Source organism: Streptomyces sp. NBC_00523 (assembly GCF_036346615.1).
Lineage (GTDB): Bacteria > Actinomycetota > Actinomycetes > Streptomycetales > Streptomycetaceae > Streptomyces.
The window spans coordinates 5,194,394-5,210,317 of sequence record NZ_CP107836.1 but is presented as its reverse complement, the minus strand read 5'-3'; the positions used below and the strand labels follow the sequence as shown (position 1 = coordinate 5,210,317).

The window sequence follows — 15,924 nt, the reverse complement described above, 5'->3', positions numbered from 1 at the left end:
CTCAGGCTGCCCGTTCTGTGCGGCCGGGCCCGTCGACGGGGCCGGTGAGGTCGAGGAAGGCGTCGTCCAGGGTGGCCTCGGAGACGCGCAGGCGGTGCGCGGTGACGCGGAGCCGGGCCAGCAGCGAGATCACGGCGTTGACGGTTTCGTCTGTGCCGTTGATGACGACCCGGCCGCCCTCGGTCTCGTACGACACCGCGCCGGACAGGCCCGCGAGTTCGGCCTCGGGCAGCGGCGCGGAGGGCGTGAAGGAGATGACGGTGGAGCCGTCGGCCCCGGCGACGAGACCGGCCGGGGTGTCGAGCGCGACGACGCGCCCCCGGTCGATGACGGCGATGCGATCGCAGAGGCGCTGGGCCTCCTCCATGAAGTGGGTGACGAGCACGACGGTGACGCCGCCGTCCCGGATGTCCTCGATCAGCTGCCAGGTGTCGCGCCGGGCCCGCGGGTCGAGGCCGGTGGTCAGCTCGTCCAGGATGACCACGCGGGGCCGGCCGACGAGGGCGAGCGCGATGGACAGCCGCTGCTTCTGGCCGCCGGAGAGCCGGTGGAAGCGGGTGTCCAGCTTGCCGTCCAGGCCGAGCCGTTCGGCGAGCGGGCGCCAGTCGGCGGGCCGGGGGTAGAAGGCGCTGTACAGGTCCAGGGCCTCCCGTACGGTGATCTTGGTCTGGAGTTCGCTCTCCTGGAGCTGGGTGCCGAGCAGTCCGGTCACCCGGGCGCGGTCGGCGACCGGGTCGAGCCCGGCGACCCGGACGGTGCCCGCGTCGGGGACCCGCAGGCCCGCGACGCACTCGACGGTGGTGGTCTTGCCCGCGCCGTTGGGGCCGAGAATCCCGAAGATCTCCCCCTCGTCGACGGCGAAGGAGACCCCGTCGACCACGGGGCGGCCGGCGTAGGACTTGCGCACCCCGTTCGCTTCGATGATTGCCATGGCACCGAGCATCGGCCCGCCGGGCCCGCCCCGGTATCGGCCATCGCGCTCGAACCGCCATCGGCCGATCGGCTGATGCCCCGTACGACCCCTAGGGGTCCGTCCGGCGCGCCCGGTGGCGGGATAAAACCGCAGGACCGTTATCCGGACGGACCGTAGGCTCCTCCCTGATGCACCAGGAACATGTAGAACCCAAGGACCGGTCGGCCGTGCGCTCGCTGCTGCGGTTGTGGCCTTACGTGAAGCCGGTACGGGCACGGCTCTCCGGGGCCGCGCTGGTGGGGATCTTCGCCTCCTGTCTGGGCCTGGTGATCCCGCTCGTCCTGAAGTGGATCGTGGACGGCCCGGTCGCGGACGCGGACCCGGGCGGGGTCTGGCTCGGGGCGCTGTATCTACTGCTCCTGGGCATCGCCGAGGCGGTGCTGTTCGGGGTGCGGCGGTGGCTGGTGGCGCGTCCGCTGGCCGGGGTCGAGGCGTCGATGCGGGCGGACCTGTACCGGCATCTGCAACGGCTGCCGGTGGCCTTCCACGACCGTTGGCCGTCGGGGCAGTTGCTGTCGCGCGGCACGACCGACCTGATGATGGTCCGGATGTTCCTGGCCTTCCCGCTGACCTTCCTGCTGGTCAACGCGACCACGATCCTCGTCGGCTTCGTGGTCCTGCTGTTCCAGGAGTGGACGCTCGGCCTGGTGCTGCTCGCCCCGGTCGTCCCACTCGTGATCATCTGCTCGGCGTTCGAGGCGAAGTACGCCGCGGTCGCGCGCCGCGCCCAGGACCAGGTCGGCGACCTGACCACGGTGGTCGAGGAGAGCGTGCTCGGCATCCGCATCATCAAGGGCTTCGGACGCCACCGCAGCCAGGCCGCCGCCTTCCGGGCGCTCGCCGGGAAGCTGCGCACCACGGAGCTGGTCAAGGCCCGGCTGCTCGCCCGGATCTGGACCCTCATCACCACGCTCCCCGAACTCGCCATCGGGGCCGCCCTGGTGTTCGGCACGATCGAGGTCGCCGACGGCGACCTGTCCGCGGGCACCCTGGTCGCCTTCCTGTCCACGGCCCTCGCGCTGCGCTGGCCCGTCGAGTCGATCGGCTTCCTGCTGGCGATGAGCCAGGAGGCGGCGACGGCGACCGAGCGGTACTTCGAGGTGATGGACGCCGCCGAGGAGGAGGACACCGGGCAGTCGGCCGCGCCCGGGACCGCCGGGGCGGGCGGGATGGTCTTCGAGGGCGTCGAGTTCCGCTATCCCGACGCGGAGGAGGGCTCGGCGCCCGTGCTGGCCGGGATCGATCTGCGCATCCGGCCGGGCGAGACGATGGCCCTGGTCGGTGCGACCGGGTCCGGCAAGACCACGCTCACCTCGCTGGTGCCCCGGCTGTACGAGGCGACGGCCGGGCGGATCACGCTGGACGGCGAGGACATCGCCGCCATGCCGCGCGCCCGGCTGCGGGAGCTGGTGTCGGTGGCGTTCGAGGAGCCGACGCTCTTCTCGGCGAGCGTCGGCGAGAACGTGCTGATGGGCGACGAGGGGGCCGGCGAGGAGGAGTTGCTGCGGGCGCTCTCGGTCGCCCAGGCCGGTTTCGTCCACGAGCTGCCGCAGGGCACCGGCACGGAGGTCGGCGAGCAGGGCCTGAGCCTGTCCGGCGGCCAGCGCCAGCGCCTCGCCCTGGCCCGGGCGGTGGTGGGCCGGCCGCGCTTCCTGGTCCTGGACGACCCGCTCTCCGCGCTCGACGTGCACACGGAGGCCCTGGTGGAGGCGGCGCTCCGGCAGGTCCTGGCGGAGACCACGGCGGTGGTGGTCGCGCACCGGCCGTCGACCGTGATGCTCGCGGACCGGGTGGCGCTGCTGTCCGGGGGCCGGATCAGCGCGGTCGGCACCCATCAGGAACTCCTGCGCACCAACGCCGAGTACGCCTGGCTGATGTCGGGCGCGGGGGACGGCCCGGGGCCGTCGGGCGAGGCGGGGTCGTTGGGCGACGCGGGGTCGTTGGGCGACGCGCAGGCCGAGCCCGTGCCGGAGGCCGGTGCGGAGGAGGCGAAGCCCGTACCGCAGGCGCAGCCCGTACCGGAGCCCGGCCGCGAGGCGCGCCCCGCCCGCGACACCGAACCCCTGGGCGCGAAGGCCCCTGCCGAGGAGGGCAGCACCCGATGACGAGCACCACGACCGGACAGTCCGCCGAGCCCGCCGAGCCCGCCGGTTCCGGCGGCGAGGAGGACCGGCGGGCGGCCGCGCGGGACACGACGGCCGGGGACCCCTTCGACCGCGACGACCTGCCGACCCGGCGCGGCGCCACCGGGCAGCTGCTCGCCTCGCTGCTGCGGCCGATGCGGGGGCGGGTCGCCGCGTCCGCCCTGGCCATCCTGTTGCAGCAGGCCGCGGTGCAGGCCGGGCCGCTGCTGGTGGCGTACGCCATCGACAGCGGGGTGCCCGCCTTCCGCGACGACGACTACGGGCCGCTGATCGCCGTGGCGCTGGGCTACGCGCTGTGCTCGGTGGCCGCGGGCCTCCTTCAGTACGCGTTCATCCGGCTGTCCGCGCAGGTCAGCCAGAACGTCCTGCTCGACCTGCGCGGCCGGATCTTCCGCCATGCGCAGGCGCTGAGCGTGGACTTCCACGAGCGCTACACCTCGGGACGGCTGATCTCGCGCTCCACGACCGACCTGGAGTCGCTGCGGGAGCTGCTGGACGAGGGGCTCCAGGAGCTGATCCACATCGTGCTGTCGTTCGCGTCCATCGCCGTGGTGCTGCTCTGGCTGGACCTGGCGACGGGCGCGGCGGCGGTGGCGTCCTTCCTGCCGCTGTATCTGCTGGTGCGGCTCTACCGGAAGCGCTCCTCGGTGATCTTCGCCGCCCGTTCGACGGCGATCGCCACGGTGATCGTGAAGTTCGCGGAGACCATGAACGGCATCCGGCCGGTCCAGGCGTTCCGCCGCGAGCCGGTGAACGACGCGGCGTTCCTGGAGCTGAACGCGCGTCACCGGGCCGCCAACGGGGCCGCGATGCTGGAGAACGCGCGGTACGTCGTCGGCTCGCGGCTCGTCGCCAATACGGCGGTGGCCGGAATCGTGCTGTGGGGCGCCTACCGGGTGGCGGACGGCGGTCTCGCGCTGGGGGTGCTGGCCGCGGTGGTGCTCTATCTGCGGCGGCTGTACGACCCGATCGACCGGCTCAGCATGTTCCTCAACTCCTTCGAGTCCGCGGCGGCCTCGCTGACGAAGATCGCCGGGCTGCTCGCCCAGGCGCCGACGGTCCCGGAGGCGCTGGAGCCCGTGGAGCTGCCCGCCAGGACCGGTGACCAGCCGGGCCGCGAGGTGGTCTTCGACGGGGTGAGCTTCGGATACCGGACGGGCGGCGAGGTGCTGCCCCCGTTCGACCTGACGATCCCGGCCGGGCAGACGGTGGCTGTGGTCGGCTCCACGGGGGCCGGCAAGTCGACGCTCGCCAAGCTGCTGGCCCGGTTCTACGACCCGAGCGCGGGCCGGGTCCTGCTGGACGGCACCGACCTGCGCGACCTGGCCACGCCCGAGCTGCGGCGCGGGGTGGTGATGGTGACCCAGGAGGCGTTCCTGTTCTCCGGGACGGTCGCGGAGAACATCGCGATCGGCCGCCCGGAGGCGGGCCGGGAGGAGATCGAGCGGGCCGCGAAGGCGATCGGCGCGCACGACTTCATCACCGGTCTGCCCGACGGCTACGACACCGATGTCCGCAAGCGGGGCGGCCGGATCTCTGCGGGGCAGCGGCAGTTGGTGGCGTTCGCCCGGGCGCTGCTGGCCGACCCGGCGGTGCTGATCCTCGACGAGGCGACCAGTTCGCTGGACATCCCCGGTGAGCGCGCGGTGCAGCAGGCGATGGACACGGTGCTGCACGGCCGCACCGCGGTGGTCATCGCGCACCGGCTCTCGACCGTGGAGGTCGCGGACCGGGTGCTCGTGATGGAGCGCGGGCGGATCGTGGAGGACGGCACGCCGGCCGAACTCATCGCGGGCACGGGCCGCTTCGCCGGACTGCACCGCGCCTGGCGGGAGAGCCTGGCCTGACGGCCCCGCGCCGCCCCGGCTGTCCGCCCCTTTTGTCATGAGGGCGGACAGCCGGATCGCGCCACGCCCCGGCACTGTCTCGACAGGTGGGAACTTTCCGCTTGTTCACATTCGCGTCGCACTGCGCCCCTCCGCCCGCAACCCCGACGCGCCCTGCGCTTTCAGGCCGCACGAGCCCTCGGGACGCCCCTTCGCACCCCCGCGTGGCCATCCGCGAAACGTCCGCTTAACGAACACGCATCTTCCGGCAACGAACGAATTCCGGCCAAGTTGTTGACGCGGTCCTGACAGGGATGGCCGACTCCTGACACTCTTCACCCCGTTCCGCGCTCTGCTTGCTCTGCCCGGACGGCTCACCCAGCCGCCGGTACCCCCCTCGCAGAAGGAGTCCGCGTGAGATCCACGCACAGCCGTCGTGCCACCGCGACCGGCGCTCTTATAGCCGCAGCAGCCCTTCTCGCCGTAGGCGTCCAGTCCGGACCGGCCTCCGCCGCCCCGGACAACGGCACCAGCAGGACCGCCACCGCCTCCAAGGCGAACCCCGGCGCCCTGCCCAAGCAGCTCTCGCCCTCTCAGCGCGCCGAGCTGATCCGCGAGGCCACCGCGAGCCGGGCGGCCACGGCGAAGGAGCTCGGCCTGGGGTCCCAGGAGAAGCTCGTCGTCAAGGACGTCGTCCAGGACAACGACGGCACCACGCACACCCGTTACGAGCGCACCTTCGACGGCCTCCCGGTCCTCGGCGGAGACCTGGTCGTCCAGGAGTCGAAGGCCGGCGCGACCGAGAGCGTCGTCAAGGCATCCCGCGCCACCACCTCCCAGCTGAAGGCCGTCGACACCGTCGCGGACATCACCCCGGCGGCGGCCTCCAAGCAGGCGCTCGGCGCGGCGAAGGCGGCCGGCTCGGACAAGGCCGAGGCGGACAAGGCGCCCCGCAAGGTCGTCTGGATGGCCTCGGGCACCCCGCAGCTCGCGTACGAGACCGTGGTCGGCGGCCTCCAGGAGGACGGCACCCCCAACGAGCTGCACGTCGTCACCGACGCCACTTCCGGGGCCAAGCTGTTCCAGTGGCAGGCCATCGAGAACGGCGTCGGCAACACCGAGTACAGCGGCCAGGTCACCCTCGGCACCTCCGGGTCCTCCGGCTCGTACAACCTGACCGACACCGCCCGCGGCAACCACAAGACGTACAACCTGAACCACAGCACGTCGTCCGGCACCGGCACGCTCTTCTCCGGCTCCGACGACGTCTGGGGAGACGGCAACGGCACCAGCCCGGAGACCGCGGCGGCGGACGCCCACTACGGTGCGGCCGAGACCTGGGACTACTACAAGAACGTCCACGGCCGCAACGGCATCAAGGGCAACGGCGTCGGTGCGTACTCCCGCGTCCACTACGGCAACAACTACGTGAACGCCTTCTGGTCCGACAGCTGCTTCTGCATGACGTACGGCGACGGCAGCGGCAACGCCCACCCGCTGACCGCGCTGGACGTGGCGGCCCACGAAATGAGCCACGGCGTCACCTCGAACACCGCCGGCCTGGTCTACAGCGGTGAGTCCGGCGGCCTCAACGAGGCGACCAGCGACATCTTCGCCACCGCGGTCGAGTTCTACTCCAACACCTCTGCCGACCCGGGTGACTACCTGATCGGCGAGAAGATCGACATCAACGGCGACGGTACGCCGCTGCGCTACCAGGACAAGCCGAGCAAGGACGGGGCGTCCAAGGACGCCTGGTACTCGGGCATCGGCAACATCGACGTGCACTACTCGTCGGGTCCGGCCAACCACTTCTTCTACCTGCTCTCCGAGGGCAGCGGCGCCAAGACCATCAACGGCGTCAGCTACAACTCCCCGACCTCCGACGGCCTGCCGGTGACCGGCATCGGCCGGGCGAAGGCGGAGCAGATCTGGTTCAAGGCGCTCTCCACCAAGTTCACCTCCACCACCAACTACGCGGGGGCCCGCACCGGCACGCTCGCGGCAGCCGGTGAGCTGTACGGCACGACCAGCGCCGAGTACAAGGCCGTCCAGGACGCCTGGGCCGGGATCAACGTCGGTGCGCGCTCCGGCGGCGGCACCGACCCCGGCGGCACGGTCTACGAGAACAACACCGCCGTGTCCATCCCCGACCACGGTTCGGCCGTGACCAGCTCGATCACCGTCACCGGCCGCACCGGCAACGCCCCGAGCACCCTCAAGGTGGGCGTGGACATCACCCACACCTACCGCGGTGACCTGGTCATCGACCTCGTCGCGCCGGACGGCAGCACGTACCGCCTGAAGAACTCGTCCTCCAGCGACTCGGCGGACAACGTCCAGACGACCTACACCGTCAACGCCTCGTCCGAGACCGCCAACGGCACCTGGAAGCTCAAGGTCCAGGACGTCTACAGCGGGGACACCGGGAAGATCAACAGCTTCAAGCTGACCTTCTGAAACCCCTGAGCGCCACCCCCCACCGCGCGGGTCACCGCATGACCCGTCGCTGACACGACACGGCCGCCCGGGAGAAGACCCCTTCTCCCGGGCGGCCGCGCGTGTGCTCAGTTCGGGTTGTTCGCGTGGGTCAGCGTCTCCCAGGCGACGAACAGGTTGTTGGACCCGGCGGGCCGCTGCCGCTCGGTGAGGGTCTGGGTGTTGGTCATCGCGATGCCCATCCGGTTGTGCAGCGCGTTGAACCCGACCTCGGTGACCGGCCCGAGGCTGTCCTTGAGACTGCCGCCGCAGAGATTGCCCGGGACGGGGTTGCCCACCTGGTACTTGGCGTGCAGCCCCAGCGCGTGGCGCAGCCGCTCGGCGATCTCCGGGTAGAGGTCCTGCCCCTGGATGCGGCTGGTCTCGGCGATGTGCGAGATGGCCGAGAGGCCGTATCCGGTGTGGGTGAGGTCGCGGCAGGTCTCCTGGGAGAGCCCGTCCATGAACGTGGACTGCCCCTGCCAGTAGTTGATGATCTTGTCGCGGGTGTCGAGCCCGCTGCCGGGCGCCGTCTTCGGCAGCGCACCGTCCGCGCTCACGTAGATGTACGCGGGGACCCTGCCCCGGAACTTGGCGACCGCCTTGTCGTAGGCGGTCCGGTCCTCCAGGAAGACCGCGATGCCGATCGCGGCCTCGGTCATGGACAGCTCCCAGTTGCCGTTGCTGTTCGAGCCGTTGATGACCTTCGGCAGATAGACGTCGCGCAGCATGGTGGCGAAGCGGCCGGAGTTCGGCCAGGAGTTGTACGTGTACTTGATGATCTCGGCGGCCCGCGGCCAGGAGGAGCCCGCCCAGCCGGTCTGGAGCGGGGCGTTGCTGTTGGTGTGGTCCCTGATCACGGCCGACCAGGCGTCCATGATCTCGATCGCCTTCTGCGCGTACCGGCTGTCCTGGGTGATGTACCAGGCCAGCGAGAGGGTGTACGCGGCGATGGCGTCCTCGCGCTCGTCGGTGCAGCCGTAGTTGGGGTTGGAGTACGAGCCGCACTCGACGACCGCGCGGGGCTTCGCGGTCCGGCTGAGCGAGGCGTACTTGCTGCCCATCATCTGGTCGTAGGCGCTCTTCCAGGGCTGGGCGCCCGCCTGGACCTTGGAGCGTACGAAGTCGAGCTGGGGGCGGCTGACGAGTACGCCGGGGTGGGTGAAGGCCGCGGGGGCGGCGGCCCGGGCCGGGGCCGGGGCGGCGGCCGGGCCGGCGGAGGCGGGGGCCATGAAGAGGCCGGAGGTGAGGGCCGCGAGGGCGGCGGCGAGGCCGAGGCCGCGCGCGATGGTTCCGGTGCGCATGTGGGGGTGCCTTCCGGTTCGGGGAGACCTGTCGTTCTCATATATGAACGATGGGCCGGTTTGTGAACGCTGCGATGAGTGAGGAACCTAAAGGCATTCCATGGACACGTCAAGGTTCTGTCTTCGGAAAGCGAAGGGCCCGGTGCCGGGAGACGATTCCCGGCACCGGGCCCTGGGGGCTGCTCGCCTCAGCGCAGCAGCACTCCCCCGCCGTCACCCGTGGCCCCGGTCGGCTGCGCGACCAGGCCGAGTTCGGCGCCGCCGGCCAGCAGCCGGTGGGCGGGCAGCACGCGCACGGTGTAGCCGTACGGTCCCGTGCGGTCCAGGGCGAGCGGGCCCTCGTACAGCCAGTGGCCCTCCAGATCCTGGCCGCCCGCCGGCTTCAACGGGAAAATCTGGGCCTCCGAGATCGCGTCGGCCGAGTCGACCCGCCCGGCCACCGCCTGCACCTCCACGTCGTCCGGCGCCAGCGCGCCCAGCGAGACCCGGACCCGCAGCGCCAGCGTGGAGCCCAGCTCCGCCGTCGTACCGGAGGCGGTCGGCGTCACCGCCTCCACATGGTCGACGGCCACCCTCGGCCAGGCGGCCCGGACCTTCGCCTTCCAGCCCGCCAGCTCCCGCGCCCGGGGCACGTCCAGCGAGCGCTGGGCCAGCGCGGCGGGGGCGTACAGCCGCTCCACGTACTCCGCGACCATGCGGTCGGCGAGCACCTTGGGCCCCAGGGTGCCCATCGTGCGGCGGACCATCTCGATCCAGCGGCCGGGCAGCCCCTCGTCCCCGCGCTCGTAGAAGTGCGGGGCGACCCGGTCCTCGATCAGCTCGTACAGGGCGTTGGCCTCCAGGTCGTCGCGCCGGTCCTCGTCCAGCGCGGCGCCCTCGGCCGTCGGGATCGCCCAGCCGAAGTCCGGCTCGAACCACTCGTCCCACCAGCCGTCCAGCACGGACAGGTTGAGACAGCCGTTGAGCGCGGCCTTCATCCCGCTCGTGCCGCACGCCTCCAGCGGGCGCAGCGGGTTGTTCAGCCAGACGTCGCAGCCCGGGTAGAGCTTCTGGGCCATCGCCATTCCGTAGTCGGGCAGGAAGACGATCCGGTGCCGGACCCGGGCGTCGTCGGCGAACCTGACGAGCTCCTGGACCAGCCGCTTCCCGCCGTCGTCGGCCGGGTGCGCCTTGCCCGCGACGACGATCTGGACCGGCCGCTCCGGATCCAGCAGCAGCGCCCGCAGCCGGTCCCGGTCGCGCAACATCAGCGTCAGCCGCTTGTACGAGGGGACGCGGCGGGCGAAGCCGATGGTGAGGACGTCCGGGTCGAGCACGCCGTCGATCCAGCCGAGCTCGGCGGGCTGGGCGCCCCGGTGGCGCCAGGAGGCGTGCAGCCGCTGCCGGACCTCGGCGACCAGCTGTTCGCGCAGGGTGCGGCGCAGGTCCCAGAGCCGGCGGGCCGGGATGTCCGCGACGGAGTCCCAGCGGCCCGGGGTGCCGCCCGACTCCGCGCGCAGCCGGTAGACCTCGGGGGCGACCCAGGTCGGTGCGTGCACGCCGTTGGTGACGGAGGTGATCGGGACCTCCGGCGCGTCGAAGCCCGGCCAGAGCCCGGCGAACATCTCCCGGCTGACCGCGCCGTGCAGCGTGGAGACGCCGTTGGCGCGCTGGGCGAGCCGCAGCCCCATGACCGCCATGTTGAAGACGCCCGGGTCGCCGCCGGGGTAGGTCTCCCTGCCGAGTTCCAGGACGCGGTCGGCGGGGACGCCGGGCAGTTCGCCGTCCTCGCCGAAGTGGCGGGCGACAAGTTCGCGGTCGAAACGGTCGATTCCGGCCGGGACCGGGGTGTGCGTGGTGAAGACGGTGCCGGCCCGGACGGACTCCACGGAGGCGTCGAAGTCCAGCCCCGTCGTGGCGAGTTCGCGGATGCGTTCCAGGCCGAGGAAGCCGGCGTGGCCCTCGTTGGTGTGGAAGACCTCGGGGGCGGCGTGGCCGGTGAGCCGGCAGTACGCGCGCACGGCGCGGACGCCGCCGATGCCCAGCAGCATCTCCTGGAGCAGCCGGTGCTCGCTGCCGCCGCCGTACAGCCGGTCGGTGACCTCGCGCTCGCCGGGGGCGTTCTCCTCGACGTCGGAGTCGAGCATGAGCAGGGGGACCCGGCCGACGTGGGCCTGCCAGATCTGGGCGTGCAGGGACCGGCCGCCGGGCAGGTCCAGGACGATCTGGCTCGGGGTGCCGTCGGCCTCGCGGATCAGGGTGAGGGGCAGCTCGTTCGGGTCGAGGACGGGGTAGTGCTCCTGCTGCCAGCCGTCCCGGGACAGGCTCTGCCGGAAGTAGCCGTGGCGGTAGAGCAGCCCCACGCCGATGAGGGGCACGCCCAGGTCGCTGGCGGCCTTGAGGTGGTCCCCGGCGAGGATGCCGAGCCCGCCGGAGTACTGCGGCAGGGCGGCGGTCACCCCGAATTCGGGTGAGAAGTAGGCGATCGCGGCGGGCAGCGCGCCTTCCTGCTCGCGCTGCTCCTGGTACCAGCGGGGGCCCTGGAGATACGCGCGGAGGTCGGCGGACGCCTCGGCGAGCCGGCGCAGGAACGCTTCGTCCCGGGCCAGCTCGGCGAGCCGCCCCGCGGACACGGAGCCGAGCAGGCGTACGGGGTCGCACTCCGCGTCGGAGCCGGCCGCCGGGTCGACGGCCCGGAAGAGCTCGCGGGTCTCGGTGTGCCAGGACCAGCGCAGGTTCCGCGCCAGGTCGCTGAGGGGTTGGAGGGAGTCCGGAAGGACGGGACGCACGGTGAATCGACGAATGGCCTTCACGTATTCCACCTTTACAGGGGACGTACGAATCCGAGCGGGACGCACCTCCATGTGCGCCGCTCCGTCACCCTCGACGGTAGCCGGGTCCCCGGCGCGCCGGACACGGCGCATGGTTTTCCCGTATGCCTCTCCCGTCCCGGAAGGCTTCACCGGGCCCGTACGTCACAGGCGTTATGGCCGATTCCTTCTCCTCATTCGGTCTTGTGGGCCTTCGCGGCACAAGGAAAGCTGCCGGGTGGCGCCCATTCCCACGTCCCCCGTACGACCGAGCAGATGACATATCACCGGATTGGCCCACCACGTTGCGGGGAAAGGCTTCTCCGGCACGCGTGTCTTTCATTCCCCGGCCAACGGCGATCGGTCCCCCGGTTCGTATACGACCTGTTTGGACTGCCATTCGAGTGAACGCGCACAGGAGCGGCCATGCCCACACCCCACCAGTCATCCACGGAGCGGCTAGAAAGGACGCATCCCCACCTTCGCGGCGCGCGCGTTCAGCCTTCGGCGCACGCTGCCCACTTTGCCGAGTCCCAGCTCCAGCCCCCAGGTGATTCCATGATCGGTCGCATTCCCGTTCTCGACGTCCATCCGCTCGTCGACTGCGGCAGAAGGCCCGCCAAGGCCGTTGCCGGCGAGACCTTCCAGGTCACCGCGACCGTCTTCCGCGAGGGCCATGACGCGGTGGCCGCCAATGTGGTGCTGCGCAGTCCGAGCGGCCGTCCTGGCCCCTGGACGCCGATGCGCGAGCTGGCGCCGGGCACCGACCGCTGGGGCGCCGAGGTCACCCCGGACTCCGAGGGCCGCTGGACGTACACGGTCGAGGCGTGGAGCGACCCGGTCGCCACCTGGCGCCACGCGGCGGGGATCAAGATCCCGGCGGGCATCGACACCGCGCTGGTCCTCGCCGAGGGCGCGGAGCTGTACGAGCGCGCCGCCGAGGGCGTCCCGAAGCGCGACGGCCGGGAGGCCGTGCTGGCTGCGGTGGACGCGCTGCGCGACGCGTCCCGGCCGGCCGAGGCGCGCCTCGCGGCGGCCCTGGCGCCCGAGGCCCGGGAGGCGCTGGACCGCCACCCGCTGCGCGAACTGGTCACCGCGTCCCGCCCGCACCCGCTGGTGGTCGAGCGCCGGCGCGCGCTGTACGGCTCCTGGTACGAGATGTTCCCGCGCTCCGAGGGGGCCAGGTACGAGACCCCGAAGCCGCGCAAGGGCCGGGGCGCCAAGGCCGCCGAGGCGCAGCCGCCCCGGCTGGTCAGCGGCACCTTCCGGACGGCGGCCGAGCGGCTTCCGGCGGTCGCCGCGATGGGCTTCGACGTGGTCTACCTGCCGCCCATCCACCCCATCGGCACGACGCACCGCAAGGGCGCGAACAACTCGCTGACCCCCTCCGCGCACGATGTGGGCGTGCCCTGGGCGATCGGTTCGGCGGAGGGCGGGCACGACGCGGTCCACCCGGACCTGGGCACGCTGGACGACTTCGTCCATTTCGTGGAGACGGCCCGCACCCTGCGCCTCGAAGTGGCCCTGGATTTCGCCCTCCAGTGCTCGCCGGACCATCCGTGGGTGGAGCAGCACCCCGAGTGGTTCCAGCACCGGGCCGACGGGTCGATCGCGTACGCGGAGAATCCGCCGAAGAAATACCAGGACATCTATCCGATCGCCTTCGACAAGGATCTTCCGGGCATCGTCGCGGAGAGCGTCCGCATCCTGCGGTTCTGGATGGACCGGGGGGTACGGATCTTCCGCGTCGACAATCCGCACACCAAACCGGTGATCTTCTGGGAGAAGGTCATCGCGGAGATCAACCGCACCGATCCCGATGTGATCTTCCTGGCCGAGGCATTCACCCGGCCGGCGATGATGCGCACCCTCGGCGCCATCGGGTTCCAGCAGTCGTACACGTATTTCACCTGGCGGAACACCCGTCAGGAACTCACGGATTACGTGTCCGAACTGGCCGGTGAGACCGCCGCGTTCATGCGGCCGAATTTCTTCGTGAACACGCCCGACATCCTTCCGGGATACCTTCAGGAAGGCGGCAGGCCCGCGTTCGAGGCCAGGGCGGTGCTCGCGGCGACCCTTTCCCCCTCCTGGGGGGTGTACGCGGGGTACGAGCTGTGCGAGAACACCCCGATCCACCACGGCAGTGAGGAGTACCTCGACTCGGAGAAGTACGAGATCCGGCCCAGGGACTGGGAAGCCGCAGAGCGCGAGGGCCGTTCGCTCGCCCCGCTCATCACCTCGCTCAACCGGATCAGGCGCCGCCACCCGGCCCTGCAGCAGCTGCGTGACGTGCACTTCCACGCCTCGGACAACGACGCGGTGATCGCGTACAGCAAGCGTTCCGGTTCGAACATCCTTCTGGTGGTCGTCAACCTCGACCCGCACCACACCCAGGAGGCGACCGTCTCGTTGGACATGCCGCAACTCGGCCTCGACCGGCACGAGAGCGTGCCGGTGCGCGACGAGCTCACCGGCACTTCCTATCACTGGGGCAGGACGTTCTATGTGCGCCTAGAGCCGGGCGTCACGCCCGCGCACATCGCCGTCCTGCGACCGTCCCCGCCGACCGGAGGGTCACCCACACCATGATCGTCAATGAGCCCGTCCACGACACGTTCGAGGACACCCCGGCCAAGGACCGCGATCCCGACTGGTTCAAGCGTGCCGTCTTCTACGAGGTGCTCGTCCGGTCCTTCCAGGACTCCAACGGCGACGGCATCGGAGACCTGAAGGGGCTCACCGCCAAGCTCGACTACCTCCAGTGGCTGGGGGTCGACTGCCTCTGGCTGCCGCCCTTCTTCAAGTCACCGCTGCGCGACGGCGGTTACGACGTCTCCGACTACACCGCCGTACTGCCGGAGTTCGGCGACCTCGCCGACTTCGTGGAGTTCGTGGACGCCGCGCACCAGCGCGGCATGCGCGTGATCATCGACTTCGTCATGAACCACACGAGCGACCAGCACGAGTGGTTCCAGCAGTCCCGGACCGACCCCGACGGGCCCTACGGCGACTACTACGTCTGGGCCGACGACGACAAGCAGTTCCCGGACGCCCGGATCATCTTCGTGGACACCGAGTCGTCCAACTGGACCTTCGACCCGGTGCGCAAGCAGTACTACTGGCACCGGTTCTTCTCGCACCAGCCCGACCTCAACTACGAGAACCCGGCGGTGCAGGAGGAGATCATCTCCGCCCTCCGCTTCTGGCTGGACCTGGGCATCGACGGCTTCCGGGTCGACGCGGTGCCGTACCTCTACCAGCGCGAGGGCACCAACTGCGAGAACCTGCCGGAGACCCACAACTTCCTCAAGCGGGTCCGCAAGGAGATCGACGCCAACTACCCGGACACCGTCCTGCTCGCCGAGGCCAACCAGTGGCCCGAGGACGTGGTGGACTACTTCGGGGACTACGGCTCCGGCGGGGACGAGTGCCACATGGCGTTCCACTTCCCCGTGATGCCGCGCATCTTCATGGCCGTGCGGCGCGAGAGCCGCTACCCGGTCTCCGAAATCCTGGCGAAGACCCCGGCGATCCCGGACAACTGCCAGTGGGGCATCTTCCTGCGCAACCACGACGAGCTGACGCTCGAAATGGTGACGGACGAAGAGCGCGACTACATGTACGCGGAGTACGCCAAGGACCCGCGGATGCGGGCCAACATCGGCATCCGCCGCCGGCTGGCGCCGCTGCTGGACAACGACCGCAACCAGATCGAGCTGTTCACCGCCCTGCTGCTCTCGCTGCCGGGCTCCCCGATCCTCTACTACGGGGACGAGATCGGGATGGGCGACAACATCTGGCTGGGCGACCGGGACGCCGTCCGCACCCCGATGCAGTGGACGCCCGACCGCAACGCCGGGTTCTCCTCCAGCGATCCGGGGCGGCTCTACCTCCCCACGATCATGGACCCGGTCTACGGCTACCAGGTCACCAACGTCGAGGCGTCGATGGCCTCCCCGTCCTCGCTGCTGCACTGGACGCGGCGGATGATCGAGATCCGCAAGCAGAACCCCGCGTTCGGCCTGGGCACCTACAACGAACTGCCCTCGTCGAACCCGGCCGTGCTCGCCTTCACCCGGGAGCACGGGGACGACCTCGTGCTGTGCGTCCACAACTTCTCCCGGTTCGCACAGCCGACGGAGCTCGACCTCAGGTCCTTCAACGGGCGTCATCCGGTGGAGCTGATCGGCGGGGTGCGCTTCCCCGCCATCGGTCAGTGGCCCTACCTGCTGACTCTCGCGGGACACGGCTTCTACTGGTTCCGGCTGCGCAAGGACGCGCCGCCGAGCTGACGCGTACGACCCGTGCGGGGCGGTTTCCGCCGCCCCGCACGGGGCACTCGCACCCATACCGGGTGGTTCAGGAAGCTTCCTGGATCCTCCTGGCGTTTCTATCCCCTCATGTCGA

General features: G+C 70.9%; 8 protein-coding genes. 5 read left to right on the top strand and 3 right to left on the bottom strand.

What is annotated here, in order from left to right; all coding sequences use genetic code 11:
* Position 1: 1 nt before the first annotated feature.
* Positions 2 to 931 (bottom strand): ABC transporter ATP-binding protein, encoded by a 930-nt coding sequence (locus OHS17_RS23825; RefSeq protein ID WP_330313792.1) that lies wholly within the window; start codon positions 929 to 931, stop codon positions 2 to 4.
* 170 nt (positions 932 to 1,101) lie between these two features.
* On the opposite strand from OHS17_RS23825, the gene OHS17_RS23820 reads away from it, so the two are divergent.
* The 3 genes from OHS17_RS23820 to OHS17_RS23810 all read left to right on the top strand — a co-directional run bounded on the left by OHS17_RS23820 (position 1,102) and on the right by OHS17_RS23810 (position 7,403).
* Positions 1,102 to 3,078 carry an ABC transporter ATP-binding protein gene (locus tag OHS17_RS23820; protein WP_330313791.1) on the top strand — a complete coding sequence of 659 codons (1,977 nt, stop codon included), beginning with the start codon at positions 1,102 to 1,104 and terminating at the stop codon, positions 3,076 to 3,078.
* Complete coding sequence (locus OHS17_RS23815) at positions 3,075 to 4,964, top strand: ABC transporter ATP-binding protein (protein WP_330313790.1); 1,890 nt, start codon at positions 3,075 to 3,077, stop codon at positions 4,962 to 4,964. The genes OHS17_RS23820 and OHS17_RS23815 overlap by 4 nt, the downstream gene beginning before the upstream one ends.
* 393 nt (positions 4,965 to 5,357) lie before the next feature.
* Positions 5,358 to 7,403 (top strand): M4 family metallopeptidase, encoded by a 2,046-nt coding sequence (locus tag OHS17_RS23810; protein WP_330313789.1) that lies wholly within the window; start codon positions 5,358 to 5,360, stop codon positions 7,401 to 7,403.
* Between the two features lie 107 nt (positions 7,404 to 7,510).
* On the opposite strand, the gene OHS17_RS23805 is transcribed toward OHS17_RS23810, so the two are convergent.
* Both OHS17_RS23805 and glgP read right to left on the bottom strand, forming a co-directional pair.
* On the bottom strand, positions 7,511 to 8,725 hold the full coding sequence (locus tag OHS17_RS23805) for an alginate lyase family protein (RefSeq protein WP_330313788.1): 1,215 nt from the start codon (positions 8,723 to 8,725) through the stop codon (positions 7,511 to 7,513).
* A gap of 188 nt (positions 8,726 to 8,913) precedes the next feature.
* Entirely contained in the window at positions 8,914 to 11,517 is a 2,604-nt protein-coding gene (glgP, locus tag OHS17_RS23800; protein WP_330313787.1) for an alpha-glucan family phosphorylase, read from the bottom strand.
* Between the two features lie 555 nt (positions 11,518 to 12,072).
* Here glgP and OHS17_RS23795 point away from each other — a divergent pair.
* Together OHS17_RS23795 and treS are read left to right on the top strand one after the other, a co-directional pair.
* Entirely contained in the window at positions 12,073 to 14,106 is a 2,034-nt protein-coding gene (locus OHS17_RS23795) for an alpha-1,4-glucan--maltose-1-phosphate maltosyltransferase (RefSeq protein ID WP_330313786.1), read from the top strand.
* Entirely contained in the window at positions 14,103 to 15,809 is a 1,707-nt protein-coding gene (gene treS, locus OHS17_RS23790; RefSeq protein ID WP_018102566.1) for a maltose alpha-D-glucosyltransferase, read from the top strand. The genes OHS17_RS23795 and treS overlap by 4 nt, the downstream gene beginning before the upstream one ends.
* Positions 15,810 to 15,924 lie beyond the last annotated feature (115 nt).